The sequence below is a fragment of the Stenotrophomonas bentonitica genome (assembly GCF_013185915.1).
GTDB lineage: Bacteria > Pseudomonadota > Gammaproteobacteria > Xanthomonadales > Xanthomonadaceae > Stenotrophomonas > Stenotrophomonas bentonitica.
In genome coordinates this window covers 154,841-179,880 of record NZ_JAAZUH010000001.1, presented here as the reverse complement: position 1 = coordinate 179,880, position 25,040 = coordinate 154,841, and the positions used below count along the sequence as shown (strand labels likewise).

23 protein-coding genes are annotated in these 25,040 nt (G+C 67.7%); all 23 read left to right on the top strand.

Annotated features, from left to right (window positions below):
* Window positions 1-4 precede the first annotated feature (4 nt).
* The 23 genes from flgK to HGB51_RS00655 all read left to right on the top strand — a co-directional run bounded on the left by flgK (window position 5) and on the right by HGB51_RS00655 (window position 25,040).
* On the top strand, window positions 5-1,882 hold the full coding sequence (gene flgK, locus HGB51_RS00765) for a flagellar hook-associated protein FlgK (RefSeq protein WP_070208092.1): 1,878 nt from the start codon (window positions 5-7) through the stop codon (window positions 1,880-1,882).
* Window positions 1,879-3,081, top strand: a complete 1,203-nt coding sequence (flgL, locus tag HGB51_RS00760) for a flagellar hook-associated protein FlgL (RefSeq protein WP_070208091.1) — start codon at window positions 1,879-1,881, stop codon at window positions 3,079-3,081. The genes flgK and flgL overlap by 4 nt, the downstream gene beginning before the upstream one ends.
* A 250-nt stretch (window positions 3,082-3,331) precedes the next feature.
* Window positions 3,332-4,498: a flagellin gene (locus HGB51_RS00755; protein WP_070208090.1), complete on the top strand. Its 1,167-nt coding sequence runs from the start codon at window positions 3,332-3,334 to the stop codon at window positions 4,496-4,498.
* Between the two features lie 72 nt (window positions 4,499-4,570).
* Window positions 4,571-5,767, top strand: a complete 1,197-nt coding sequence (locus tag HGB51_RS00750; RefSeq protein ID WP_171966699.1) for a flagellin — start codon at window positions 4,571-4,573, stop codon at window positions 5,765-5,767.
* Window positions 5,768-5,847: 80 nt separating this feature from the next.
* Window positions 5,848-7,026 (top strand): flagellin, encoded by a 1,179-nt coding sequence (locus HGB51_RS00745; protein ID WP_171966698.1) that lies wholly within the window; start codon window positions 5,848-5,850, stop codon window positions 7,024-7,026.
* A 79-nt stretch (window positions 7,027-7,105) separates the two neighbouring features.
* The gene (locus HGB51_RS00740; protein ID WP_171966697.1) at window positions 7,106-8,263 is read left to right on the top strand and encodes a flagellin; all 1,158 of its coding nucleotides are present in this window, start codon (window positions 7,106-7,108) and stop codon (window positions 8,261-8,263) included.
* 387 nt (window positions 8,264-8,650) lie between these two features.
* Window positions 8,651-10,033, top strand: a complete 1,383-nt coding sequence (gene fliD, locus HGB51_RS00735; protein ID WP_070209331.1) for a flagellar filament capping protein FliD — start codon at window positions 8,651-8,653, stop codon at window positions 10,031-10,033.
* A gap of 67 nt (window positions 10,034-10,100) precedes the next feature.
* Window positions 10,101-10,517, top strand: a complete 417-nt coding sequence (fliS, locus tag HGB51_RS00730) for a flagellar export chaperone FliS (RefSeq protein WP_070209330.1) — start codon at window positions 10,101-10,103, stop codon at window positions 10,515-10,517.
* Window positions 10,517-10,822, top strand: coding sequence for a hypothetical protein (locus tag HGB51_RS00725; RefSeq protein WP_141739228.1), 306 nt, complete (start codon window positions 10,517-10,519; stop codon window positions 10,820-10,822). Before fliS ends, HGB51_RS00725 begins: the two co-directional genes overlap by 1 nt.
* Window positions 10,819-11,397: a PilZ domain-containing protein gene (locus tag HGB51_RS00720; protein WP_070209328.1), complete on the top strand. Its 579-nt coding sequence runs from the start codon at window positions 10,819-10,821 to the stop codon at window positions 11,395-11,397. Before HGB51_RS00725 ends, HGB51_RS00720 begins: the two co-directional genes overlap by 4 nt.
* A 162-nt stretch (window positions 11,398-11,559) precedes the next feature.
* Window positions 11,560-12,192: a response regulator gene (locus HGB51_RS00715; protein WP_070209332.1), complete on the top strand. Its 633-nt coding sequence runs from the start codon at window positions 11,560-11,562 to the stop codon at window positions 12,190-12,192.
* Between the two features lie 266 nt (window positions 12,193-12,458).
* Window positions 12,459-13,868, top strand: coding sequence for an RNA polymerase factor sigma-54 (gene rpoN / locus HGB51_RS00710; RefSeq protein ID WP_070209327.1), 1,410 nt, complete (start codon window positions 12,459-12,461; stop codon window positions 13,866-13,868).
* 12 nt (window positions 13,869-13,880) lie between these two features.
* Window positions 13,881-14,261: a response regulator gene (locus tag HGB51_RS00705; RefSeq protein ID WP_070209326.1), complete on the top strand. Its 381-nt coding sequence runs from the start codon at window positions 13,881-13,883 to the stop codon at window positions 14,259-14,261.
* On the top strand, window positions 14,258-15,745 hold the full coding sequence (locus tag HGB51_RS00700; RefSeq protein ID WP_070209325.1) for a sigma-54 dependent transcriptional regulator: 1,488 nt from the start codon (window positions 14,258-14,260) through the stop codon (window positions 15,743-15,745). The genes HGB51_RS00705 and HGB51_RS00700 overlap by 4 nt, the downstream gene beginning before the upstream one ends.
* A gap of 299 nt (window positions 15,746-16,044) precedes the next feature.
* A complete protein-coding gene (locus tag HGB51_RS00695; RefSeq protein WP_084739097.1) occupies window positions 16,045-17,196 on the top strand; it encodes a YadA-like family protein in 1,152 nt (383 codons plus the stop codon).
* A gap of 277 nt (window positions 17,197-17,473) precedes the next feature.
* Complete coding sequence (gene fliE, locus HGB51_RS00690; RefSeq protein WP_070209323.1) at window positions 17,474-17,830, top strand: flagellar hook-basal body complex protein FliE; 357 nt, start codon at window positions 17,474-17,476, stop codon at window positions 17,828-17,830.
* A 12-nt stretch (window positions 17,831-17,842) separates the two neighbouring features.
* The gene (gene fliF / locus HGB51_RS00685) at window positions 17,843-19,489 is read left to right on the top strand and encodes a flagellar basal-body MS-ring/collar protein FliF (RefSeq protein WP_070209322.1); all 1,647 of its coding nucleotides are present in this window, start codon (window positions 17,843-17,845) and stop codon (window positions 19,487-19,489) included.
* On the top strand, window positions 19,482-20,495 hold the full coding sequence (gene fliG / locus HGB51_RS00680) for a flagellar motor switch protein FliG (RefSeq protein ID WP_171966696.1): 1,014 nt from the start codon (window positions 19,482-19,484) through the stop codon (window positions 20,493-20,495). Before fliF ends, fliG begins: the two co-directional genes overlap by 8 nt.
* Window positions 20,492-21,127, top strand: coding sequence for a FliH/SctL family protein (locus HGB51_RS00675; protein WP_070207912.1), 636 nt, complete (start codon window positions 20,492-20,494; stop codon window positions 21,125-21,127). Before fliG ends, HGB51_RS00675 begins: the two co-directional genes overlap by 4 nt.
* Window positions 21,124-22,506, top strand: coding sequence for a FliI/YscN family ATPase (locus HGB51_RS00670; RefSeq protein WP_070207911.1), 1,383 nt, complete (start codon window positions 21,124-21,126; stop codon window positions 22,504-22,506). Before HGB51_RS00675 ends, HGB51_RS00670 begins: the two co-directional genes overlap by 4 nt.
* A gap of 3 nt (window positions 22,507-22,509) precedes the next feature.
* Window positions 22,510-22,965, top strand: a complete 456-nt coding sequence (gene fliJ, locus HGB51_RS00665) for a flagellar export protein FliJ (protein ID WP_070207910.1) — start codon at window positions 22,510-22,512, stop codon at window positions 22,963-22,965.
* Window positions 22,965-24,122 (top strand): flagellar hook-length control protein FliK, encoded by a 1,158-nt coding sequence (locus tag HGB51_RS00660; protein ID WP_070207909.1) that lies wholly within the window; start codon window positions 22,965-22,967, stop codon window positions 24,120-24,122. Before fliJ ends, HGB51_RS00660 begins: the two co-directional genes overlap by 1 nt.
* Before the next feature lie 399 nt (window positions 24,123-24,521).
* Entirely contained in the window at window positions 24,522-25,040 is a 519-nt protein-coding gene (locus HGB51_RS00655; protein WP_070207908.1) for a flagellar basal body-associated FliL family protein, read from the top strand.

The following is a 25,040-nucleotide window of genomic DNA, read 5'->3' as shown; positions in this document are numbered from 1 at the left end:
ACCCATGTCCGTACTTTCCACCGGCTCCAGCGCCCTGCTCGCCTTCCAGCGCGCACTGGCCACCACCAGCCATAACGTCGCCAACATCAATACGCCCGGCTACAGCCGGCAGAAGGTCGACTTCGCCACCGCCACCCCGCAGAACCTGGGCTATGGCGATATCGGCAACGGCACCCGGATCACCGATGTGCGCCGCGTCGCCGACCAGCTGGCGATCTCGCGGCTGCTCGACGGCAGCGGCGAACTGGCGCGGCTGAAGCAGCTTTCCAGCATGGCCGACCGCGTCGACGCGATGTTCTCCGACACCGCCACCAATGTGTCGGGTGTGTGGTCGAATTTCTTCGATACGGTCAGCGGGCTGTCCTCCAATGCCTCGGGCACCTCCGACCGCCAGAACATGCTCGACGGCGGCAAGACCCTGGCCAGCCGCTTCCAGCAGCTCAACGGCCAGCTCGACACGCTCAACGGCGAGGTCAACAACGGCCTGATCGCCGGTGCCACCGAAGTCAACCGCCTGGCCGCCGAGATCGCGCAGCTCAACGGCGCGATCGGCAGCAACGCCAACAACGCCGCGCCCGACCTGCTCGACCGCCGCGACGCGCTGGTCGCCAACCTGATCGGTTACACCGGCGGCACCGCGGTGATCCAGGACGGCGGTTTCATGAACGTCTACACCGCCGGTGGCCAGGCGCTGGTGGTGGGCACCACCGCCAGCAAGGTCACCACGGTCACCGACCCCTACCAGCCCGAGCGCCTGCAGTTGGCGCTTGAAACCCAGGGCCAGAAGATCACCCTGGAACCGAAGATCTTGGGCGGCCAGATCGGCGGCCTGCTCGAGTTCCGCGACACGGTGCTGACCCCGACCCAGGCCGAACTGGGCAAGCTCGCCATCGGCCTGGCCAGCAGCTTCAACGACGTGCACCGCCAGGGCGCGGACCTGTACGGCAACCTGGGCGGCGACTTCTTCAACATCGGCAGCCCGCGCGTCACCGGCAACGCCAACAACGCCGGCACCGCCAGCATGACCGCCACGTTCGGCGACCTGTCCAAGCTGGACGGCCAGAACGTGGTGCTGAAGTTCGACGGCACCCAGTGGCAGGCCACCCGCGCCGACACCGGCGCCGCCATTCCGATGACCGGCACCGGCAGCGCCGCCGACCCGCTGGTGATCAATGGCGTGGAACTGGTCATGAGCGGCACCCCGGCCACCAACGACCGCATGCTGCTGCAGCCCACCGCCGGCGTCGCCGGCACGTTGTCGGTCGCGATTACCGACACTTCGCGCATCGCCGCGGCGGCGCCGGTGAAGGGCAGCGCCGCCCTGTCCAACAGCGGCACCGGCAAGCTCACCGGGGTCAAGGTCACCGACCCGACCAACCCGGCGCTGCGCACCCCGGCCGCCATCGTGTTCACCAGCGGCACCGAGTACACCGTGGACGGTGCCGGTCCGTTCACCTACACCCCCGGCCAGACCCTCAGCGCCAACGGCTGGAGCTTCGTGCTGGACGGTGCGCCGAAGACCGGCGACACCTTCAATATGGGGCCGACCCCGGCCGGGTCGTCGGACAACAGCAACGCCCTGCTGCTGTCCAAGGTCGAGCAGGCCAAGGCCTTCAACGCCGGTACGGTCACCCTGAGCGGTGCGCTGGGCGGGCTGACCACCCAGGTCGGCGCCGCCGCGCGCGCGGCCGACTACTCGCTGCAGGCGCAGCAGGTCATCACCGACCAGGCGCAGGCGTCGCGGGACGCGGTGTCCGGGGTCAACCTGGACGAGGAAGCGGCGGACATGCTCCGCCTGCAGCAGGCCTACCAGGCCGCCTCGCAGCTGATCTCCACCGCCGACAACATGTTCCAGACCATCCTCGGAGCCGTGAGCCGATGAACAACCGCATTTCCACCGGGATGATGTTCAACCAGTCGGTGTCGCTGATGCTGGCCAAGCAGGCCAAGATGAGCCACCTGGAACAGCAGATCGCCACCGGTCGCCGCCTGGTGACCGCCAAGGACGACCCGGTCGCCTCCGGCGCCGCGGTCGGGCTGGACCGCACCCTGGCCTCGCTGGAGCGCATGGAGCTCAACGCCGGCAACGTGCAGAACCGGCTCGGCCTGCAGGAAAACGCGCTGGCCCAGGTCGGCGACATGATGGGGCGCATCACCGAACTGACCGTGTACGCCAACAATCCGGCGCTGGCCGCGTCGGACAAGCAGTCGATGGTTACCGAAATCGAAGCGATCCGCGGCAATCTGCTGGCCTTGGCCAACAGTACCGACGGCACCGGCCGCTATCTGTTCGGTGGGACCGCCGACGACAGCCCGCCGTTCAGCCAGGTCGATGGCAAGGTCGTCTACAACGGCGACCAGAACCAGCGCCAGGTCGAAGTGGGTCCGGACACCTACGTGCTCGACGCCCTGCCCGGCAGCGAGATCTTCCTGCGCATCGCCACCGGCGACGGCCATGTCGACGGTGCCGCCAACACCGCCAACACCGGCACCGGCGTGCTCACCAACGTCACCCGCGACGGCAGCGACAACTGGAACGGCCAGGCCTTCAGCGTGCGCTTCACCGCTGCCGACCAGTACGAACTGCTCGACGCGGGCGGCACGGTGGTCTCCACCGGCAGCATGAAGGCCGGCGATGATCTGGTACTCAACGGCGTGCGCCTGCATATAGATGGCGTCCCCGCCGCCGGTGACAGCTTCGAGGTCAGTGCCGCGACCAGCCGCGACATCTTCAGCACCCTGGACAGCCTGATCGGTTCGCTGAAGATGGACACCGGCACGGCGGCCAAGTCGGCCGCGCAGCAGAACCTGCTGCAGAGTGGCCTGCGCGACGTGGCCCGGGCCTCGGAACGGATGATCGACTCGCGTGCGGCCGGCGGCGCCCAGCTCAAGGCGCTGGACAACGCGGCGGACATGCGTGAATCCAATACGGTCACGCTGAAGGGCACTCTGTCGCAGATGCGCGACCTGGACTATGCCGACGCCATCAGCCAGTACCAGCTGGAAAGCACCGCGCTGCAGGCGGCCCAGACGCTGTTCTCGCAGATGCAGCAGATGTCGCTGTTCAACGTCATACGCTGACCCGCCACACCACCTCCGCAAGGCCCCAAGGCCGCGATGCTCCAAGCATCGCGGCCTTTTTCGTTGCTGCGCCCTGCCCGTTCAGGTTGGGTCCGTGGCCCCTCCGGAAACCCCAACGAAATTTCCGGCTAAAGGTTGTTGACAAAGCGCCGTTATTCATTTGGCAACAACGAAGCACACAGCCAAACAAAAACAAACGGCGGCGCTTCGTTCCATTTCCGCACCGGGATTCCAATAAGGGAGACGACCCATGGCACAGGTAATCAACACCAATACGATGTCGCTCAACGCTCAGCGCAACCTGAGCACCAGCGGCAGCTCGCTCGCGACCACCATCCAGCGCCTCTCGTCCGGCCTGCGCATCAACAGCGCGAAGGACGACGCCGCCGGCCTGGCCATCTCCGAGCGCTTCGGCACCCAGATCCGCGGCACCGACGTCGCGATCCGCAATGCCAACGACGGCATCTCGCTGGCACAGGTCGCCGAAGGCGCGCTGAGCGAGATCGGCAACAACCTGCAGCGCGTCCGCGAACTGGCCGTGCAGGCCTCCAACGCGACCAACTCGGCCACCGACCGCAAGGCCCTGCAGGCCGAAGTCACCCAGCTGGTCAGCGAAATCGACCGCGTCGCCAAGCAGTCCGACTTCAACGGCACCAAGCTGCTGGACGGCAGCTTCACCAGCCAGCTGTTCCAGGTGGGCGCCAACGCCGGCCAGGCCATCGCCATCAACAACGTGGTCGACGCCAAGGCCAGCTCGCTGGGCAACGCCAAGTTCGCCCCGGCCGTGAGCAGCACCGCTGACGTGGCCACGATCACGGACCTGACCGGCGTCACCATCAACGGCATCACCATCGGCACCATCAGCGGCACCACCACCGCCGAGTTCGCCGCATCGGCCGCCGCGCAGATCAACAACCAGATCGGCGAAACCGGCGTCTACGCCGAAGTGGTCACCACCGCCGGCACCCCGGACACCCACCGCCTGAAGCTGACCCCGGTGGAAGCCGACCGCGACCTGGTCATCACCGGCGCCGCCCAGCTCAACCTGGCCAACTCCACCGCCGCCGCGCCCAGCTCGGTTGCCGCCACCGCCACCGGCGCGGTGGTCAAGGACCTGGACGTGTCCTCCTACGTCGGCGCGCAGAAGGCGCTGGAAGTGGTCGACAAGGCACTGGAATCGGTCAACAGCGTGCGCGCCGACCTCGGCGCGATCCAGAACCGCTTCACCTCCGTCGTCGCCAACCTGCAGACCTCCACGGAGAACCTGTCGGCCTCGCGCAGCCGCATCCGCGATACCGACTTCGCCAAGGAAACCGCAGAACTGACCCGCACCCAGATCCTGCAGCAGGCCGGCACGGCCATGCTGGCCCAGGCCAACCAGGTGCCCCAGAACGTGCTCAGCCTGCTGCAGCGCTGACAGTAGCCGCTCCTGAAGCACGTCATGAGCGTCTGAACCCATACACGTGCAACCGCTCAAGGACCTCTCCTAATGGCACAAGTCATCAATACCAACACGATGTCGTTGAATGCTCAGCGCAACCTGAGCACCAGCGGCAGCTCGTTGGCCACCACCATCCAGCGCCTGTCCTCGGGTTCGCGCATCAACAGCGCGAAGGACGACGCGGCAGGCCTGGCGATCTCCGAGCGCTTCGGCACCCAGATCCGCGGTACCGACGTGGCCATCCGCAATGCCAACGACGGCATCTCGCTGGCCCAGGTCGCCGAAGGTTCGCTGACTGAAATCGGCAACAACCTGCAGCGCGTCCGCGAGCTGTCGGTGCAGGCCTCCAACGCCACCAACTCGGCCAGCGACCGCAAGGCGCTACAGGCCGAAGTGACCCAGCTGGTCAGCGAAATCGACCGCGTCGCCAAGCAGTCGGACTTCAACGGCACCAAGCTGCTGGACGGCTCGTTCTCCAGCCAGCTGTTCCAGGTCGGCGCCAACGCAGGCCAGGCCATTGCCATCGACAAGGTCGTGGACGCCAAGGCCAATGCCCTGGGCGGCGCCCAGTTCGCCACCGGTACGATCACCCCGGCTGCTGCGGCCAACGCCGCGGCCGACGTGGCCATCACCGGCCTGAGCATCACCGACAGCAAGGGCAACAAGGTCGACTTCGACAACCTGACCGTAAAGAGCGCCGGCAGCGTGTTGGCCACCGGTACTGCCGCCGTCAACGCACTGGCCTCGCACATCAATGCCAAGATCGGCGAAACCGGTGTGTACGCCGAGGTGAATGACGCCGGCACCGGTGTGACCCTGACCTCGGTCAAGGACAGCGTGGACAAGGACGGTGCCTACAAGGCCTTCACCGTAGCCGCCACCAACGCGACCTACGTCGATGCCAACACCCCGGCGGCGCCCCCGGCCAAGCAGTTCGCCGACGCGATCGACGTGTCCACGGTCAAGGGCGCCCAGCAGTCGCTGGAAATCGTCGACAAGGCACTGAGCGCGATCAACAACACCCGCGCCGACCTCGGTGCGGTGCAGAACCGCTTCACCTCGGTGGTGGCCAACCTGCAGACCTCCTCGGAAAACCTGTCCGCCTCGCGCAGCCGCATCAAGGACACGGACTTTGCCAAGGAAACCGCTGAGCTGACCCGCACCCAGATCCTGCAGCAGGCCGGTACGGCCATGCTGGCCCAGGCCAACCAGGTGCCGCAGAACGTGCTCAGCCTGCTGCGCTGATCCACCCTCGAGTGTCGGGGCCGGTCTGACCGGCGCCGACGGCAACGTCCCACGCTCCACCCCCGCCTGAAGGAATTCCCATGGCACAAGTCATCAACACCAATACGATGTCGTTGAACGCTCAGCGCAACCTGAGCACCAGCGGCAGCTCCCTGGCCACCACCATCCAGCGCCTGTCCTCGGGTTCGCGCATCAACAGCGCCAAGGACGACGCGGCAGGCCTGGCGATTTCCGAGCGCTTCGGCACCCAGATCCGTGGTACCGACGTGGCCATCCGCAATGCCAACGACGGCATCTCGCTGGCCCAGGTCGCCGAAGGTTCGTTGACTGAAATCGGCAACAACCTGCAGCGCGTCCGCGAGCTGTCGGTGCAGGCCTCCAACGCCACCAACTCTGCCAGCGACCGCAAGGCGCTGCAGGCCGAAGTGACCCAGCTGGTCAGCGAAATCGACCGCGTCGCCAAGCAGTCGGACTTCAACGGCACCAAGCTGCTGGACGGCTCGTTCTCCAGCCAGCTGTTCCAGGTCGGCGCCAATGCCGGCCAGGCCATCGCCATCGACAAGGTCGTGGACGCCAAGGCCAATGCCCTGGGTGGCGCGCAGTTCGCGACGTTGGCAGTCGCCAAGCAGGCCGCTGCCGACGACACCGCAACCACCATCGACGAGTTCACCATCACCGACAGCAAGGGCACGGCAGTCAAGTTCGCCGAGCTGGTGGTGCCGAGTGCGGGTGATGAAGCAGCAAACGAAGTGGCTGCTGGCAAGGCGCTGGCCGCGCACATCAATGCCAAGATCGGCGAAACCGGCATCTATGCCGAAGCCGACGATGCCGGCGCGCTGACCCTGACCTCGGTCAAGGACAGCGTGGACAAGGACGGCGCGGCGGCGTTGTTCACCACCACCGATCTTGCTGGCGCCGCCACTGCTGCCGTACAGGGCAGCAAGGAGTTCGCCGACTCGATCGACGTGTCCACGGTCAAGGGTGCCCAGCAGGCGCTGGAAATCGTCGACAAGGCACTGAGCGCGATCAACAACACCCGCGCCGACCTCGGTGCGGTGCAGAACCGCTTCACCTCGGTGGTCGCAAACCTGCAGACCTCCTCGGAAAACCTGTCCGCCTCGCGCAGCCGCATCAAGGACACGGATTTCGCCAAGGAAACCGCAGAACTCACCCGCACCCAGATCCTGCAGCAGGCCGGCACGGCCATGCTGGCCCAGGCCAACCAGGTGCCGCAGAACGTGCTCAGCCTGCTGCGCTGATCCCGACTGACCAAGAGGCGCCGGGAAACCGGCGCCGCTTCCACCGCACTTCATACCGCATACGCCTGAAGGAATTCCCATGGCACAAGTCATCAACACCAACACGATGTCGTTGAACGCTCAGCGCAACCTGAGCACCAGCGGCAGCTCCCTGGCCACCACCATCCAGCGCCTGTCGTCCGGTTCGCGCATCAACAGCGCCAAGGACGACGCGGCCGGCCTGGCGATCTCCGAGCGCTTCGGCACCCAGATCCGCGGCACCGACGTGGCCATCCGCAATGCCAACGACGGCATCTCGCTGGCCCAGGTCGCCGAAGGTTCGCTGACCGAAATCGGCAACAACCTGCAGCGCGTCCGCGAGCTGTCGGTGCAGGCCTCCAACGCCACCAACTCCGCCAGCGACCGCAAGGCGCTGCAGGCCGAAGTGACCCAGCTGGTCAGCGAAATCGACCGCGTCGCCAAGCAGTCGGACTTCAACGGCACCAAGCTGCTGGACGGCTCGTTCTCCAGCCAGCTGTTCCAGGTCGGTGCCAATGCCGGCCAGGCGATTGCCATCGACAAGGTCGTGGATGCCAAGGCCAATGCCTTGGGCGGCGCCCAGTTCGTGACCGCCACGGTTGCCGCCCCGACCATCACCGCTGGCGCCGCCACCCAGGCCGCGTTCTCGCTGACCAGCGCCTCGGGCACGGTGTCGTTCGACGAGCTGAAGCTCACCGACACCACCGCCGCCAAGGCCGGTCAGGCGCTGGCCACGCACATCAACGCGAAGATCGGCGAAACCGGCGTCCTTGCTGAAGCCGACGCCACCACCGGCGCGCTGACCCTGACCTCGGTCAAGGACAGCGTGAACTCGGCCGGTACGGTAGTGCAGCTGAGCGGCACGGGCATCACGCTGGCTGGCAACACCACGGCGCCGACCAAGCAGTTCACCGACGCGATCGACGTGTCCACGGTCAAGGGTGCCCAGCAGTCGCTGGAAATCGTCGACAAGGCACTGAGCGCGATCAACAGCACCCGCGCCGACCTCGGTGCGGTGCAGAACCGCTTCACCTCAGTGGTGGCCAACCTGCAGACCTCCTCGGAAAACCTGTCCGCCTCGCGCAGCCGCATCAAGGACACGGATTTCGCCAAGGAAACCGCAGAGCTGACCCGCACCCAGATCCTGCAGCAGGCCGGTACGGCCATGCTGGCCCAGGCCAACCAGGTGCCGCAGAACGTGCTCAGCCTGCTGCGCTGAGTCACGCGCCTACGCCGCCGGCATACCGCCGGCGGCGCGGGCAACCCCGAGCAGCAGCAAACGAATTGCAGGACCGGGCCATGTCCATGGCATCCGTGGCCATGGCCCGCCCCTGCGGCCGAACTGTTATCAGCGCTGTAAGTTTGACTGAACTCCCCGGGTGGCTTCGTCTCCCCCCGTATTTTTCAGTAGCCTGAGCCCTCCCCTGCATTGGGGGAGGGTTTTTTACAGACCCCTGGCCGGACCGTACTGCGTCCCGCATGATTACCCCTGCAAAGCGCGTGCCAGTCTTCCGCGCCCTGCCCTTGGCACAACTCCTGCATCGACCCGGGTCTAAAGACCTTGCGGCTACGGCCGCTACATTCGTTGACAGACAGGAGAGACAACGTGGCTGACTTTGGTTACGGCGGCATCGGTTCGGGACTGGACATTTCCGGCATGGTGGCCAGCCTGGTCGCGGCCGACCGCAAGCCGGCGGACAACGCACTGAACCTGCAGCAGTCCAAGGCCAAGATGCAGTTGTCGGCCGTGGGCACGGTCAAGTCCGCGTTCGACGTGCTGAGCACCTCCTTGAAGGCGCTCAAGGCCTCCACCGCCTTCGACGCGCGCCTGTTCAACGTGACCAAGAGCGGCACCGACGACATCCTGACCGCCAGCGGCACCAACGATGCCGCCACCGGCACCCACGTGGTCAAGGTCGAGCAACTGGCGACCGCCAACAAGTGGATCGCCGACACCGCCATCCCCAAGACCAAGACCTTCGGCGCCGGAACCCTGACGCTGGACGTCGGCGTGGGCGACAAGATGAAGTCGCTCGACATCCAGGTCGAGGCCGACGACACCCTGTCCTCGATCCGCACCAAGATCGACAAGGCCGCCCGCAGCCTGGGCGTGCAGACCACCCTGATCGCCTCCGGCGACGACCAGTACCTGTCGCTGTCGCAGGAAAAGTCCGGCACCGCCAACGCGATCAAGCTCCGGGCCGGCAGCGGCAACGCCGACCTGACCGCGCTGGCCGCCAGCATGTCCGAGCGCACCCCCGCCGCCGACGCCAAGTTGACCATCGACGGCGTGGCCGTGGTCGCCAGCGAGAACACCGTCACCGACGTGGTCCCGGGCCTGACCCTGAACCTGAAGAAGGTCGGCGAAAGCAACGTCACCATCAGCAGCGACGTCGCCGCCGCGCGCAAGGTCATGCAGGACTTCGTGACCGCCTACAACGGCGCGCTCGCGGCGATCAACACGGCGACCAAGTACGACATCGAGAACAAGGAGCCCTCCTCGCTGACTGGCGACGCGCAGATGCGCGGTGCCGCCAGCCAGCTGCGCTCGATGATGAGCGGCGTGCTCAAGGACCTGGCCGCCAACGGCCTGGACCCCAAGACCCTGGGCCTGCAGACCCGCGCCTACCCGAACGCGGACGGCAGCCTGGTGCTGGACAACACCAAGTTCGAAGCGGCCCTGGTCAACCAGGCCGGCGCGGTGCGCCAGGCCTTCACGGGCGACGACGGTGCGGCCACCAAGCTGTTCAACATGGTCGACGGCTACACCAGCACCACGGTCGGCAAGGAAGGCGCGTTCGTTTCCCGCACCAAAAGCATCAATGCCACGCTGACCGACATCGACAAGCGCCGCAAGGCGCTGGACACGCGCATGGCGGGCGTCGAAGAACGCTACAAGAAGCAGTTCCTGGCGCTGGACGCCCTGATGGGCAAGCTCAGCCAGAGCAGCTCCGCGCTGAGCCAGCAGCTGAGCCAGCTGTCGGGTTGAGCCCGGACGCTCAAGTTGGGCGCGCGCGCGGCCGATATCGGTACCAACGTTGCAGGAGACATGATCCATGTACGGTTCCAACCGTCAATTCACCGAGCAGTACCGCAAGGTCGGCGTGCAGAGCTCGATCACCGATGCCGACCCGCACAAGCTGGTCGCGCTGCTGCTGTCCGGCGCGCTGGAACGCGTGCGCCTGGCCCAGGCCTGCCTGGAAGGCGGCGACCAGGCGCGCAAGGGCAAGGCGATCGGCGAGGTCTGCGCGATCGTGGGCCACCTCAACGGCTCGCTGGACCATGAGGCCGGTGGTGAAATCGCCGGCAATCTGTCGGCCCTGTACGATTACGTCATGCAGCGCCTGACCGAAGCCAACCTGCACAACGACCCCGAAGCCCTGCGCGAGTCGCTGGAGCTGCTGGGCGAGATCGATTCGGCCTGGAATGCGATTCCGCACGACCAGCGCCAGCCGGCCGCGGTCGCGCTGTGATGGAAGGCGCGCTGTCGCTGGCCTGCCTCAACGCCGACCTCGACGCGGTGGAAGCGGCGCTGCGCGTGGACGACTACGCCGCCGCCGGGGTCTGCCTGGACGACCTGGACCGCCACCAGCAGGCCTGGCTGGCCCAGCCGGGCGCACTGGCCGACGTGGCCGGGCTGACCGCGCTGGAAAGCCGCCAGCAGCACCTGCTGCGGACGATGGCCAGCCAGCGCGACGAAGCCGCGCGCCACCTGCGCCAGAACGTCGCCGCCGGCCGCGTGGCGCGTGCTTACCTCACCGCAGAAGCCCTGTCATGAGCGATCAGCGCCCCAGCGACATCCATCATCCGGCCGAAAGCGAGCTGTTCGATGAAACGCTGAGCTGCGACCTGGCCCTGCCGGCCGAGTTCCGGCTGGGCAGCGCGGTGATCCGCCCGGGCAGCGCCGAAACCCTGCTGCGCAGCGTGGCGCTGGTTGAAGACGCCCGCGTCGACGACGGCCATGACGAACGCGGCGACAGCGCCCAGCTGCAGCGCCTGGAAGCCAAGCTCGACCTGACCATGGTGCTGCTCGGCCGGCTGGTCCGGCAGAGCAGCCAGGAACTGGACCTGCGCCCTCTGCGCTGGTCGCGCCGCGGCATCCGCCTGGAGCTGGGCACCCGCACCGGCGCGCCGACCGGCAGCCTGGGCGTGATCCGCCTGCAGCCCTGCGACTGGCTGCCCGACCACATCGACCTGCCCGTCTCGATCCTGGCCGAAGCGGCCAGCGGCGCCGGCTCCTGCTTCCTGTGGCTGCGCTTCCAGCCGATGAGCGAGGCGCTGGAAATGGCGCTCGAGCGCCACCTGTTCAGGCTTCATCGGCGGCAGGTAGCAGAAAGCCGCCGCAGCCGCTGACCCCGGCCGTTGCGGCGCGAGCGACCGTAGTGCCGGCCGCCGGCCGGCTCCTCGCATGACCATGGACCTCCTGGAGCCGGCCGGCGGCCGGCACTACCCTTTAATTCGCCCCTCCGCTCCGGTAATGTGAAGAACTTCTTGACCTTCACACCCAGCCTGCCCGTGCGCGTTCTCATCGTCGACGATCACACCCTGGTCCGCGCCGGCCTCAGTCGCCTGCTTCAGGGCTTTACCGACGTGGACGTGGCCGCCGAGGCCAGCAACGCCGAGCAGGCCCTGCAGATGGCGCTGCTGCATTCGCCCGACGTGATCCTGATGGACCTGTCCCTGCCCGGCCGCACCGGGCTGGAAGCGCTGAGCGACATCCTGGTGCGTGCCCCCGGCACCCGCGTGGTGATGATGACCATGCACGACGACGCGGTGCACGTGCGCGACGCGCTGGACCGCGGCGCGGTCGGCTTCGTGGTCAAGGACGCCGCCCCGCAGGAGCTGGAACTGGCGCTGCGCGCCGCGCATGCCGGGCAGGTATTCCTGAGCCCGCAGATCTCGGCCAAGATGCTGGCGCCCATGCTGGGCAAGGAAAAGCCGGTCGGCGTGGCCGCATTGTCGCCACGCCAGCGCGAGATCCTGCGCCAGATCGGCAAGGGCGAGAGCAACAAGGAAATCGCCGCCGACCTCGGCATCAGCGTCAAGACCGTGGAGACCCACCGGGCGCGCATGATGGAGTCGCTGGGCTGCCGCCGCGCCAACGACCTGCTGCTGCTGGCCGCCCGCCACCAGCACGAACTGGAATAAACGGCGTCGGTTCCCCGACACCGGACAGGCCTCCCACCCGTCGTCGTCGGAATTTTGAATCGCAGACACGCCGCCCGGCCACGCAACTACAAGGCTTCCAGCGGTCGGCAGCGTCAAAGAACTGGAATACGGTAGGGAATCTCCCTACAGGGTGTCGGGAACCTGACGACCCCACTCAGGAACCCCCTGATTTTCCCCCCGAGGGATCAGAAGCAAGATGTGTTCCATAACGCACCGGGGACACGGTGCGACGGGGATACACCGCAATGAAGCCGACCATGTCGACCCAGCTGGGTCAGCAGCTCCACCTCACGCCGCAACTGCTGCAGTCGATCCGACTGCTGCAGCTGGACGGCATGCAGCTGGAGCTGGAGATCCGCCGCGCCCTGGAAACCAACCCGCTGCTGGAGCTTGAAGACGCCCCCGCGCAGGAAGCGGCGACCACCAGCGAGGCCGGCACCACGGTGGAAGTGGCCGCGTTCGACGAACTGCCCGAACCGGCGATGTGGGACGTGGCCGGTGCCAGCTGGCACGACGGCGACGATGACCGCCTGCAGCGCATTGCCGCCGACGAGTCCAGCGACCCGCAGCTGCGCGCCCTGCAGCGCCTGTCGCTGGAACTGGACGCCCGCGAGCTGGCGGTGGCCCGGTTCTGGCTGGAGCACTGCGACGACGCCGGTTACCTGGACGCCCCCCTGTCCCAGCTGACCCTGCTGGCCAGCGCCCACTGCGATGTCGACGCCGCCGGCGTGGAAGTGGTGCGCCAGCAGATCCTGCACGGCGACCCGGCCGGGCTGGCCGCGCAGGACCTGCACGAATGCCTGTCGGTGCAGCTGCGCGCCCTGCACGGCCGCGTGCCGGCCCGCCACCTGGCCCAGCGCGTGCTGGACAACGGCCTGGAGGCCCTGGCCGCCCACGACTACCCCGCCCTCGCCCGCCAGCTCGACGCCGAAGTGGCCGACATCCACGAAGCGGTCCGCCTGATCCTGTCGCTGCAGCCGCGCCCGGGCGACAGCCTGCTGCCGGACAGCACCGGCGCGGTCATCCCCGACGTGGTCGCCTGGCACGCCGACGGCCAGTGGCGCGTGGCCCTGAACCCGGCCACCAGCCGCCGCCTCAGCATCAACCCCACCTATGAGAACGCCCTGGCTGATGCCGGCGACAGCGGCCAGCCGCTGCGCGACATGCTGCAGGAAGCCCGCTGGCTGACCCGCGGCCTGTCGATGCGCTACGACACCCTGCTGCGCACCACCCGGGTCATCATCGAGCGCCAGGCCGGTTTCCTGACCCGCGGCGAAGAGGCGATGGCGCCGCTGACCCTGAAGGAAGTGGCCGACGCCATCGGCATGCACGAGTCCACCGTCTCGCGCATCACCACCGGCAAGTACCTGCAGACCCCGCGCGGCACCCTGGAGCTGAAGCACTTCTTCGCGGTGCGGCTGGAAGGCGCCAGCGTCTCCGGCCAGGCCGTGAAGGCCATGGTCCGCCGCCTGATCGACGCCGAACCGGCCGGCAAACCGCTGGCCGACGAAGCCATTGCGGGACTTCTGTCACGCCAGGGGGTGAATATTGCCCGCCGAACCGTTGCAAAATACCGCGAACAACTGGACATCGCGCCGGCCCGTGAACGCCGCCGGCACAGTGCCCGCACCCCGCTACTGGCCCGGGTGGGCTGAGGAAGTACACACATGAACAAGCTCACCGTACTGCTGGTGGACGACCACGAAGGTTTCATCAACGCGGCCATGCGTCACTTCCGCAAGGTCGAATGGCTGGATGTGGTCGGCAGCGCCGGCAATGGCCTGGAGGCCATCGAGCGGTCCGAGGCGCTGCGCCCGCAGGTGGTGCTGATGGACCTGGCCATGCCGGAAATGGGCGGGCTGCAGGCCACCCGGCTGATCAAGAGCCAGGACGACGCGCCGTACATCGTCATCGCCAGCCACTTCGATGACGCCGAACACCGCGACCACGCCCTGCGTGCGGGTGCCAACAACTTCGTCAGCAAGTTGTCCTACATCCAGGAGGTCATGCCGATTCTGGAAGGATTGAAGCCGGAGGCCACGCCATGAGCGAGTCGCGCATCCTGGTGCTGGACAACGACGCCGTGCGCGCCGAGCGCACCGTCAGCCTGCTGGAATTCATGGACTTCAACCCGCGCTGGGTCGCCGACCCGGCCGACTTCGACCACCGCCGCCACCGCGCCACCGACTGGATGGCGGTGATCATCGGCGGACTGGAACCGGGCGAGCGCAGCGAAGCGCTGTTTGCCTGGGCCGGCCAGGGCGCCCTGCCGCCGCCGGTGATGCTGATCGACGGCGACGCCAGCGCGTTCGCGCAGCGCCATGGCCTGCATGAAGCCAACGTCTGGCCGCTGGAAGCGCCGCTGCGCCACGCGCAGATGGAAGCGCTGCTGCGCCGTGCCAGCCTGAAGCGGCTGGACGCCGAGCACCAGGCCGGCGCCGTGCAGGAACAGGGCCCCACCGGCGACGGCGCTGCGGTAAGCGCGCTGCGCCAGATGATCGAACAGGTTGCCGCGTTCGACACCACCGTGCTGGTGCTGGGCGAATCGGGCACCGGCAAGGAAGTGGTGTCGCGCTCGATCCACCAGCGCTCGCCGCGCCGCGATGGCCCGTTCGTCGCGATCAACTGCGGCGCGATCCCGGCCGACCTGCTGGAAAGCGAACTGTTCGGTCACGAAAAGGGCGCCTTCACCGGTGCGTTGAGTGCACGCAAGGGCCGTTTCGAAATGGCCGAAGGCGGCACCCTGCTGCTCGATGAAATCGGCGACATGAGCCTGCCGATGCAGGTCAAGCTGCTTCGCGTGCTGCAGGAACGCAGCTTCGAGCGCGTGGGCGGCAACCAGACCATCCGCTGCAATGTGCGCGTGATCGCCGCGACCCACCGCGACCTGGAATCGCGCATTGCCGACGGCAAGTTCCGCGAGGATCTGTTCTACCGCCTCAACGTGTTCCCGATCGAAGTGCCGGCGCTGCGCGAGCGCGCCGAAGACCTGCCCGCATTGGTCACCACCATCGCCGGCCAGCTGGCCCGCACCGGGCGTGGGGAAGTGCGTTTCAGCCCGGAAGCGCTGCAGGCGCTTGCAGGGTACGAATGGCCGGGCAACGTGCGCGAGCTGACCAACCTGGTGGAGCGCCTGGCGGTGCTTCATCCGGGCGGCAGCGTGCGCGTGCAGGACCTGCCGGCCAAGTACCGCGGCGATTTCGCAGTCGCAGCACCGGTGGCGGTTGCTGCACCGGAAACCAACGGCGACGAGCGCCTCGACCTGCGCAGTTTCTCGTTCCACACCCCGACGGCGGGCACCGCTGCCGCAGCGGCAAACCCAGCAGAACGCGCCCCCGCCCTGCCCGACGCGGGCCTGGACCTGCGCAACCACATGGCCAGCATCGAGCTGACGCTGATCAACGAAGCGCTGGAGCGCACCCAGGGCGTGGTCGCCCACGCCGCGCAGTTGCTGGGATTGCGCCGCACCACCCTGGTCGAAAAGTTGCGCAAGTACGGAATCGAGCGCGACCAGGCAGAGCTGGCCGGCTAACGGGAACGGATGGGGATCACACGCGTAGCGACACGCCATGCGTGTCCTCGCGATGCCGGCGACAATCTGGCCCCAGACGCCCCGGCGCCGGAGATATCTAGACGCCGGAACGAAGAGCAGCCACGCAGGGCGTGGCTCTACCTTCACCTCACCATGACGGCCCCGGGCATAGCGTCGCCCACAGCCGTGTGCTGGGGCTTCGAAAACACGCTCCGGCTTACGGGGAATCGGGGGATTCACGCAGAACGCCAAACCGGCGTTTGACCGGCCAGGTGCGCTGCCACCCGAGGATTCCTGCCATGGATCGTTCCTGGTATCGCATTGTATTGCGTGGTGTTTCGCGCGCCTCCTTCGCCCGTTCCCTCCTCCTCGCCGGCGCCGCGCTGGGCGTGTTCCTGTCGACGAGTTCACCCGTACTCGCCCAGTCGTTCTGCAACCAGACCGGTGGTGTAGCCGCAACGGCCACGGGCGGCAGTGCGTTTTCGTGCGGCGACGGTGCCACTGCTGCAGGCGGCACCGCTGCTGCGTTCGGCACCGACGCCACTGCAAGCGGGGCCAACTCAACGGCTATCGGCGTCGCCGCCACCTCCACCGGTGAATTCTCAACGGCTATCGGCCGCGCCTCCAATGCCGCAGGCTTTGCTTCCACATCCGTCGGTTTCAACAATCAGGCTGTAGGACAAGACACCGTAATCGTGGGCGTCAACAGCAAGGCTAATCTGGAAGGTGGCATTGCTGTCGGTGTTGGCACCGAGTCCACGGGACTCAACGCCATCGCGATCGGCCAGGCTGCCAAAGCCGAAGGCCTCAGCTCCGTCGCGCTCGGTGCGGGTGCCGTCGCCACGGAGGCCAACACCGTTTCTCTTGGCGTCGTAGGTTCAGAGCGCAAGATCGTCAACCTCGCTGCCGGCGTGGCCGACACCGACGGCGTAAACGTCAGCCAGCTGAAGCAGTCCGCCGCCGACACCCTCACCGCTGCCAACCAATACACCGACGAACAGGCCGACGCGACGCTGGTGGAGGCCAACACCTACGCCGACACGGTAGCCGGAGACACGCTGGTGGCCGCGAACCAGTACACCGACCAGCAGGTCAACCAGCTCAGTGGCCTGGCGAACGCCGCCAGTGCGGACCTTGCACAGTTCAAGGCCGAAGCAAATGATCGCTTTGCCAATGTCGAGGGACGTCTGAACCGGATGGACGACGCACTGCATGCCATGGATCGCCGGATCAGCCGCCAGGGTGCGATGGCAGGGGCCATGGCCCAGAGCCTCGGCATGCCGGATGTCGGCAGCAACTACCTCGGCGCCGGCATGGGCTGGTCTGAAGGCGAGAACGCCTTTGCCGCCAGCTTCCGCCGCCGCTTCACCGAGCACTTCACCGCATCGGTGGGTGCCTCCCGCAGTGGCGATGAAAGCGTGGTTGCCGTCGGTGCCGGGATTACCTGGTAAGCGCCACTCACGCTACATGTGTACATAGACGCCCGGACCCTCCGGGCGTCTTCACATCTGCCGCCCAAACCCTGCGCCGGTTTCCCGACGCCGACCTTCCGTCGCGCGCCTGCGTCGTCCCGTCGCAGCGGAACTACGTCACACATTTCTCGACGCCCGTCGTACACCGCAGGCCTTCACGCGCCGCCATCACCACAACACTGAACCACTCAGCCGTTTCGGCACGGGGCTTGCAACGTCATCACCCGAGATCCCCCAATCAGCCGGAACGTTCCAGATGTCACATTCCGTTACTTCGATCCTTTCCCAGATCCGCAGCTACCAGACCCAGGCCACCCAGCCGGTCGGTCCGCTGGAGACCCCGCAGACCAATGGGCTGCAGGGCCTGGCTGCCCCGCAGGACGTGCAGGGCGCAAGTTTCACCGACACCCTGCGCGGCGCCATCGCCGGCGTCAACGAGGCGCAGCAGAAGTCCGGCGCCCTCGCCCGCGCCTTCGAACTGGGCGAACCCGGCGCCGACCTGGCCAAGGTCATGGTCGCGTCCCAGCAGTCCCAGATCGCCTTCCGCGCCACCGTGGAAGTCCGCAACCGTCTCGTCCAGGCTTACCAGGACGTGATGAACATGCCGCTGTAAGGATAGAACCGCATGGCCCTGTCGCTCACCAAGGAATCCCTGAACGCCGAAAAGGCGGGCCAGTGGTTCGACCGGCTGCAAAGCCTGCAGATCACCCGTCGGCTTGGCCTGATGGCGATGATCGCCGTGGCCGTTGCGGCAGGCCTGTTCGTGTTCTTCTGGTCGCAGAAGCCCGGCATGGTGCCGCTGTACACCGGCCTGGACCAGAAGGCCACCGCCGAAGCGACCGACCTGCTGCGCGCCGCGCAGATTCCGTTCGAGCTGGACCCCGCCACCGGTGGCATCACCGTGCCGGAAAAGAACCTGCACGACGCACGCCTGAAGCTGGCCGGCTCCGGCCTGACCGACAGCGGCCGCCTCGGCTTCGAGCTGATGGAACGCGACCCCGGCTTCGGCGTCAGCCAGTTCATGGAAAACGCCCGCTACCAGCACTCGCTGGAAACCGAGCTGTCGCGCACCATCAACACCCTGCGCCCGGTGCGCGACTCGCGCGTGCACCTGGCCATTCCCAAGCCCAGCGCCTTCACCCGCCAGCGCGACGTGGCCAGCGCCTCGGTGGTGCTGGAACTGCGCGGTGGCCAGCAGCTCGAGCGCGGCCAGATCGACGCCATCGTGCACATGGTGGCGGCCAGCATTCCCGACCTGACCGCCGAGCGCGTCACCGTGGTCGACCAGAGCGGGCGCATGCTCAGCGTGTCCGACCCGAACAGCGAAGCGGCGGTCAATGCCGCCCAGTTCGACCAGGTGCGCCGCCAGGAAACCTCGTTCAACCAGCGCATCCGCGAACTGCTCGAGCCGATGACCGGCCCGGGGCGGGTCAACCCGGAAGTCAGCGTGGACATGGACTTCTCGGTCACCGAAGAAGCCCGTGAGCTGTACAACGGCGAGCCGCAGAAGCTGCGCAGCGAACAGACCAGCGAAAACAGCACCAGCACCCCGGGCCCGCAGGGCGTTCCGGGTGCGGCCAGCAACACCCCGCCCGGCCCGGCCGCCGCCCCGGCCACCGCGGCCACGCCGACCGAAACCGCGCGCAACGCCACCCGCAACTACGAGCTGGACCGCACCCTGCAGCACACCCGCCAGCCGGCCGGCCGCATCAAGCGCGTCTCCGTCGCCGTGCTGCTGGACAACGTGCCGCGCCCGGGTGCCAACGGCAAGACCACCGAACAGCCGCTGTCGGCCGCCGAGCTGACCCGCGTGGAAGCGCTGGTCAAGCAGGCAGTGGGCTTCAACGCCGAACGTGGCGACACCGTGTCGGTGATGAACGCCCCGTTCGTACGCGAAACCACCCCGGTGGAAGCCCCGAACTGGTGGGAGCTGCCGTACGTGCAGGACGGCCTGCGCCTGCTGCTTGGCGCCATCGTGGTGCTGGCGCTGGTGTTCGGCGTGCTGCGCCCGGCGCTGCGCTCGATCACCGGCACCCCGAAGAAGCTGGCCCACGAGGGCAGCCTGGAACCGCACAGCGCCGACGTGCAGCTGGTGGACGACGGCGAAGGCCTGCCGGCGCTGGGTGCCGACCGGGTACATCTTTCCGGACAGGAGCCCCTGGCCCTGCCGGTGGACTCCTACGAGGAACGACTGCGCATGGCGCGTGAAGCTGTAAAGACCGATTCCAAGCGCGTGGCCCAGGTGGTGAAGGGGTGGGTGGCCAATGATTGATCCCACTGCCATCCCCCCGCTCAGCGGCGTGCAGCGCGCCGCCGTGTTGCTTCTGTCGCTCGGCGAAGTGGAAGCAGCCGACGTGCTGCGCCACATGGAACCGAAGGAAGTGCAGAAGATCGGCATCGCCATGGCGACCATGAGCGACATCACCCGCGAGCAGGTCGAGCGGGTGATGGACCAGTTCAACACCGAACTGGGCTCCAAGACCTCGCTGGGCGTCGGCTCGGACGACTACATCCGCAACATGCTGGTGCAGGCGCTCGGCAGCGAAAAGGCCGGCAACCTGATCGACCGCATCCTGCTTGGCCGCAACACCACCGGCCTGGACGCGCTGAAGTGGATGGACCCGCGTGCGGTGGCCGACCTGGTCCGCAACGAACACCCGCAGATCATCGCGATCGTGATGGCCCACCTGGAAACCGACCAGGCCGCCGACGCGCTCAAGCTGCTGCCCGAACGCACCCGGGTCGACGTGCTGCTGCGCATCGCCACCCTTGACGGCATTCCGCCGAACGCGCTGAACGAACTGAACGAGATCATGGAGCGCCAGTTCGCCGGCAACCAGAACCTGAAGTCGTCCAACATCGGCGGCGTGCAGTGCGCGGCCAACATCCTGAACTTCATGGACAGCGGCCAGGACCAGGCGATCCTCGGCGAGATTTCCCGCATCGACGCCCCGCTCAGCGCGCGCATCCAGGAAAAGATGTTCGTGTTCGACGACCTGATCGACCTGGAAGACCGCGAACTGCAGCTGGTGCTGCGCGAAGTCAGCGGCGAACGCCTGGGCCTGGCCCTGCGCGGCGCCGACATCAAGGTGCGCGACAAGATCACCCGCAACATGTCCCAGCGCGCGGCCGAGATCCTGCTCGAAGACATGGAAGCGCGCGGTCCTGTGCGCCTGTCCGACGTGGAAGCGGCGCAGCGCGAGATCCTGGCCATCGTCAAGCGCATGGCCGATGAAGGCACCGTCACCCTGGGCGGCAACGCGGAGGCCATGCTGTGAACAACGCCGTACGCTGGCTCGCCCCGGACCTGCTGGCCGACCCGGCCGCCGTGCAGGAAGAAGCGTTCGACGACCAGGCCATCGAGCTCGAACACGACCCCGAACCGCTGCTGCAGCTGCCCACCCTGGAGGAAATCCAGGCGATCCAGGACGCGGCCGAGAAGGACGGCTTCGAACAGGGCCATGCCGACGGCCACGCCCAGGGCCAGGCCGAAGTGCGCCGCCTGATCGCGCAGATCGAAGGCATCCTGGACAACTTCAGCCGGCCGCTGGTGCGCCTGGAAAACGAAGTGGTGGCCGCGCTCGGCGAACTGGCCGTGCGCATCGCCGGCACGCTGGTCGGTCGCGCCTACGAGGCTGATCCGTCCCTGCTCGCGCAGCTGGTCGGCGAAGCGGTCGACGCGGTCGGCGGTGCCAACCGCGAAGTGGAAGTGCGCCTGCACCCCGACGACATCGCCGCCCTCGCCCCACTGCTGAATCTCTCGCCCAACCAGCGCCTGAGCCCGGACCTGAGCCTGAGCCGCGGCGACCTGCGCGTGCACGCCGAAGCGGTGCGCATCGACGGCACCCTGGAAGCCCGCCTGCGCGGCGCGCTCGACGCGGTGCTGCGCAAATCCGGAGCAAGCGCATGAACACCGAACCGCTGCCCCCGCCCGCCGCCGACTGGGCGGCTGCGCGCAACCTGCGCCTGGCCGCGCGCCTGGACACCATCCAGCCCGACGGCGCGCATGGACGCGGCCTGATCCGCGAAGGCGTGCTGCGCCGCGCCGTCGGCCTGACCCTCGAAGCAGTCGGCTGCGAATCGCCGATGGGCGCCAGCTGCAAGGTCGAAGTGGCCGACGGCGGCTGGGTCGACGCTGAAGTTGTCGGCTTCGCCGGCGAACGCACCTACCTGATGCCCAGCGCCGAACTGCACGGCCTGCTGCCCAACGCGCGCGTGGTGCCCTCGCTGGGCCGTGGCGGCGTGGAAGTGGGCGAAGGCCTGCTCGGCCGCGTCATCGACAGCGACGGCGTCCCGTTGGACGGCAAGGGCCCGATCCGCGCCGAAGGCACCGTCGGCATGGCCGGCGTGGCAATCAACCCACTCGCCCGCGAACCGATCACCCAGCCGCTGGACGTCGGCGTACGCGCCATCAACGCCCTGCTGCCGATCGGCCGCGGCCAGCGTGTGGGCCTGTTCGCCGGCTCCGGTGTCGGCAAGTCGACCCTGCTCGGCATGATGACCCGCTACACCGCCGCCGACGTCATCGTGGTCGGCCTGATCGGCGAACGTGGCCGCGAAGTTCGCGACTTCGTAGAAAGCACCCTGGGCGAAGAAGGCCTGCGCCGCGCCGTGGTCGTGGCCAGCCCCGCCGACCGCCCGCCGCTGGCCCGCCTGCACGGCGCCTACCGCGCCACCGCGATTGCCGAATGGTTCCGCGACCAGGGCCTGAATGTCCTGCTGCTGATGGACTCGCTGACCCGCTTCGCCCAGGCCCAGCGCGAGATCGGCCTGTCGGTCGGCGAACCGCCCACCACCCGCGGCTATCCGCCATCGGTATTCGCCAAGCTCCCCGCACTGGTCGAACGCGCCGGCAACGGCGCCAAGGGACGCGGCTCGATCACCGCGTTCTACACCGTTCTGACCGAAGGCGACGACCCGCAGGACCCCATCGCCGACGCCGCGCGCGCCATCCTCGACGGCCACATCCTGCTCTCGCGCCGTGTTGCCGACAGCGGCCTGTACCCGGCCATCGACGTTGAATCCTCGGTCAGCCGCGTGGTCACCGAAATCGCCGACGAACCGTGGCGCCTGCGCATCCGCAAGCTCAAGCGGTTGGTTTCGGCCTATTCCAGCAACCGCGACCTGATCGCCATCGGCGCCTACCAGCGCGGCAACGATCCGGCCACCGACGAAGCACTGGAACGCTGGTCGGACATCGTCGATTTCCTCGGCCAGGACGTCGGCAAGGCCGCCGACCTGCCGCACAGCCAGGCCGCGCTCAAGCGCCTGGTGGAACCTGAGGGCTAAGCCATGCAATCCAAGCGCATCGATCCCCTGCTCAAGCGGGCCCAGGACCACGAAGACGAAGTCGCCCGCGACCTCGCCGAGCGCCAGCGCGTGCTCGACACCCACCTCTCGCGCCTGGACGAACTGCGCCGCTACGCCGAGGAGTACGCCAACGCCCAGATGGCCGCCACCAGCCCGGCCCAGCTGCTCAACCGCCGCGCCTTCCTCGACCGCCTCGACACCGCCGTCGCCCAGCAGCGCCAGACCGTCGACAACAACCGCGAAAAGGTCGAAGCCGAACGCGCCCGCCTGATCCTCGCCAGCCGCGACAAGGCCGTGCTCGAACAGCTCGCCGCCAGCTACCGCGCCCAGGAAAAAGTCCTGGTCGACCGCCGCGACCAGCGCGAAATGGACGACATCGGCGCCCGCCGCAGCCGCGCCGCCCGCGCCGAAGACACCGACAGCGGGGAGACCGCGTGATGACCCCCACCTTCCTCGGCAGCAGCGGCAGCGCCACCAGCGGCAGCAATGCCACCGCCGGCACCGCCCCGCGCAACACCGCCAACGGCAGCGACCGCCGGGACTTTGACGCCCTGCTCAACGCCGAGCCCGCCCGCAAGCAGACCACCGCCAAGGCCGACAGCAAGCAGGCCAAGCCCGATGGCACGGCAAAGCAGCCCGCCCAGGACACCGCCAGCAACGCCACCGACGACGCCGCGCGCCGTCCCGGCAGCACCGCGACCGGCGACAGCACCGACCCCGCAACCAGTTCGGCAGCCAGCGAAACGCCAGCCACCTCCGAACCCACCGACGACACCGACACCACCCCCTGGCCCCCGTTGGGCCTGGCCGGCCTCGCCCTCGCCGGCCCCGAAGCCGTCAGCGTCCAGGCCGCCCCCGCCGCCAACGCCGACAGCGTCGCCTCCAAGGCAGACCCCCTGCTCGGCGGCCTGCCCAACGCAACACCCCTGCCCGGCACCCCCACGCTGACAGCAGCGACCGCTGCCCCCGCAGACAGCGCCGCCGGCCCGATCGCCCTGCCGCTCGACGCCAGCGTCGCCGAAGACGCCCCGCTGCCCGACGACCTGGCCGAAGCTATCGCGTCCGCCACCACCGCCGACGCAGACGCCCCCACCACCACCCCGCTCCTTCACGCCCTGCACGCCGCCGCCGAACTCAAGGCCAACGCCACCAACGCCCCCTTCCAGGCCGAACCCACCGCCACCCCGCATGTAGGCGGCGACGACTTCGACGACGCCCTCAGCGCCCGCATCGGCTGGCTCGCCGACCAGAAGATCGGCCACGCCACCATCAAGGTCACCCCGCACGACCTCGGCCTGATCGAAGTCCGCCTGCAGATGGACGGCGACAAGGTCCACGCCACCTTCAGCAGCGCCCATGCGGATGTGCGGCATGCCCTCGAATCCAGCATTCCGCGCCTGCGTGAAATGTTGAACGAGCAGGGATTCCAGCTCGGCAATGCCGATGTGGGGCAGCAGCACACCGCACAGGATGGGAAGGCCGGTGGTAGTCAGAATGGACAGGCGGGCAGCGACAGCGAAATAGCAGTCACGGAAACCATCGTTTCCCCGGCGCAATTGATGAGGCAGAGAGGGTTGGTCGACGCGTACGCGTAAAGCCGCGTTTCGATCAGGGTCCATGCGTTAAAGAGCCGATGACCGTTATCGGCGGTCGTTTGGGAACCGACCCTACCGTTCCCATTGCCATTGTTCGTGCGACCAAGCCGCGTTCCCGTCCGTCACCCATACAGTCTCAGGGGTGGGTCGGTATGGGTTTGTGGGGGAATGAGCGGCATGGATGCCGCGACTTAGCCTCCATGGACGGATTTACGGCGTCCCCCACAAACCCATACCGACCCGCCCAGCCAGGCGGAACCGCAGAGCCGACGCCGTTGCCGTTGCCGTTGCCGTTGACGTTAACCAAACCCGTCACGTCAATTTCCCGGCAACAGAAGCCCGGCGCACTTCGGCACACCAATTGCATGTAGCCAGGAAGCAATCCAATGGAGCTTCCCAGTGGCCGCAGCCGCCGACAAAACCAAGAAATCCGCCGACAAGGACAAGGCCGCCAAGCCGCGCAGCCCGCTTCTGGTCACCGCCCTGATCGCCGTGGTTGCCGCTGGCGCCGCCGGTGGCGGCGTCTGGTATTTCACCCAGTCCCATGACGACAAGGCCCCGGCCACCGCCGAAAAGGCCAAGTCCGCCGTGCCCGCGCCCGCCCAGTACTTCGGCCTCGAACCCCCGTTCGTCGTCAACCTCAGCAGCAGCTTCGACGGCCCCCGCTACCTCCAGGTCGAAGTCCAGCTCATGACCCGCGACCCCGCCGCCCTAGAAGCCATCAAGCTTCACGCCCCGGCCATCCGCGCCAAGCTGCTCATGCTCTTCTCCCAGGTCGAACCCGCCCAGATCGCCGACCGTGCCGGCAAGGAAAAGCTCCAGGCCGACTCCCTCGCCGAAGTCCAGAAGCTCCTCAAGGCCGAAACCGGCTCCAAGGGCGTCGACGAACTGCTGTTCACCAGCTTCGTCACCCAGTAA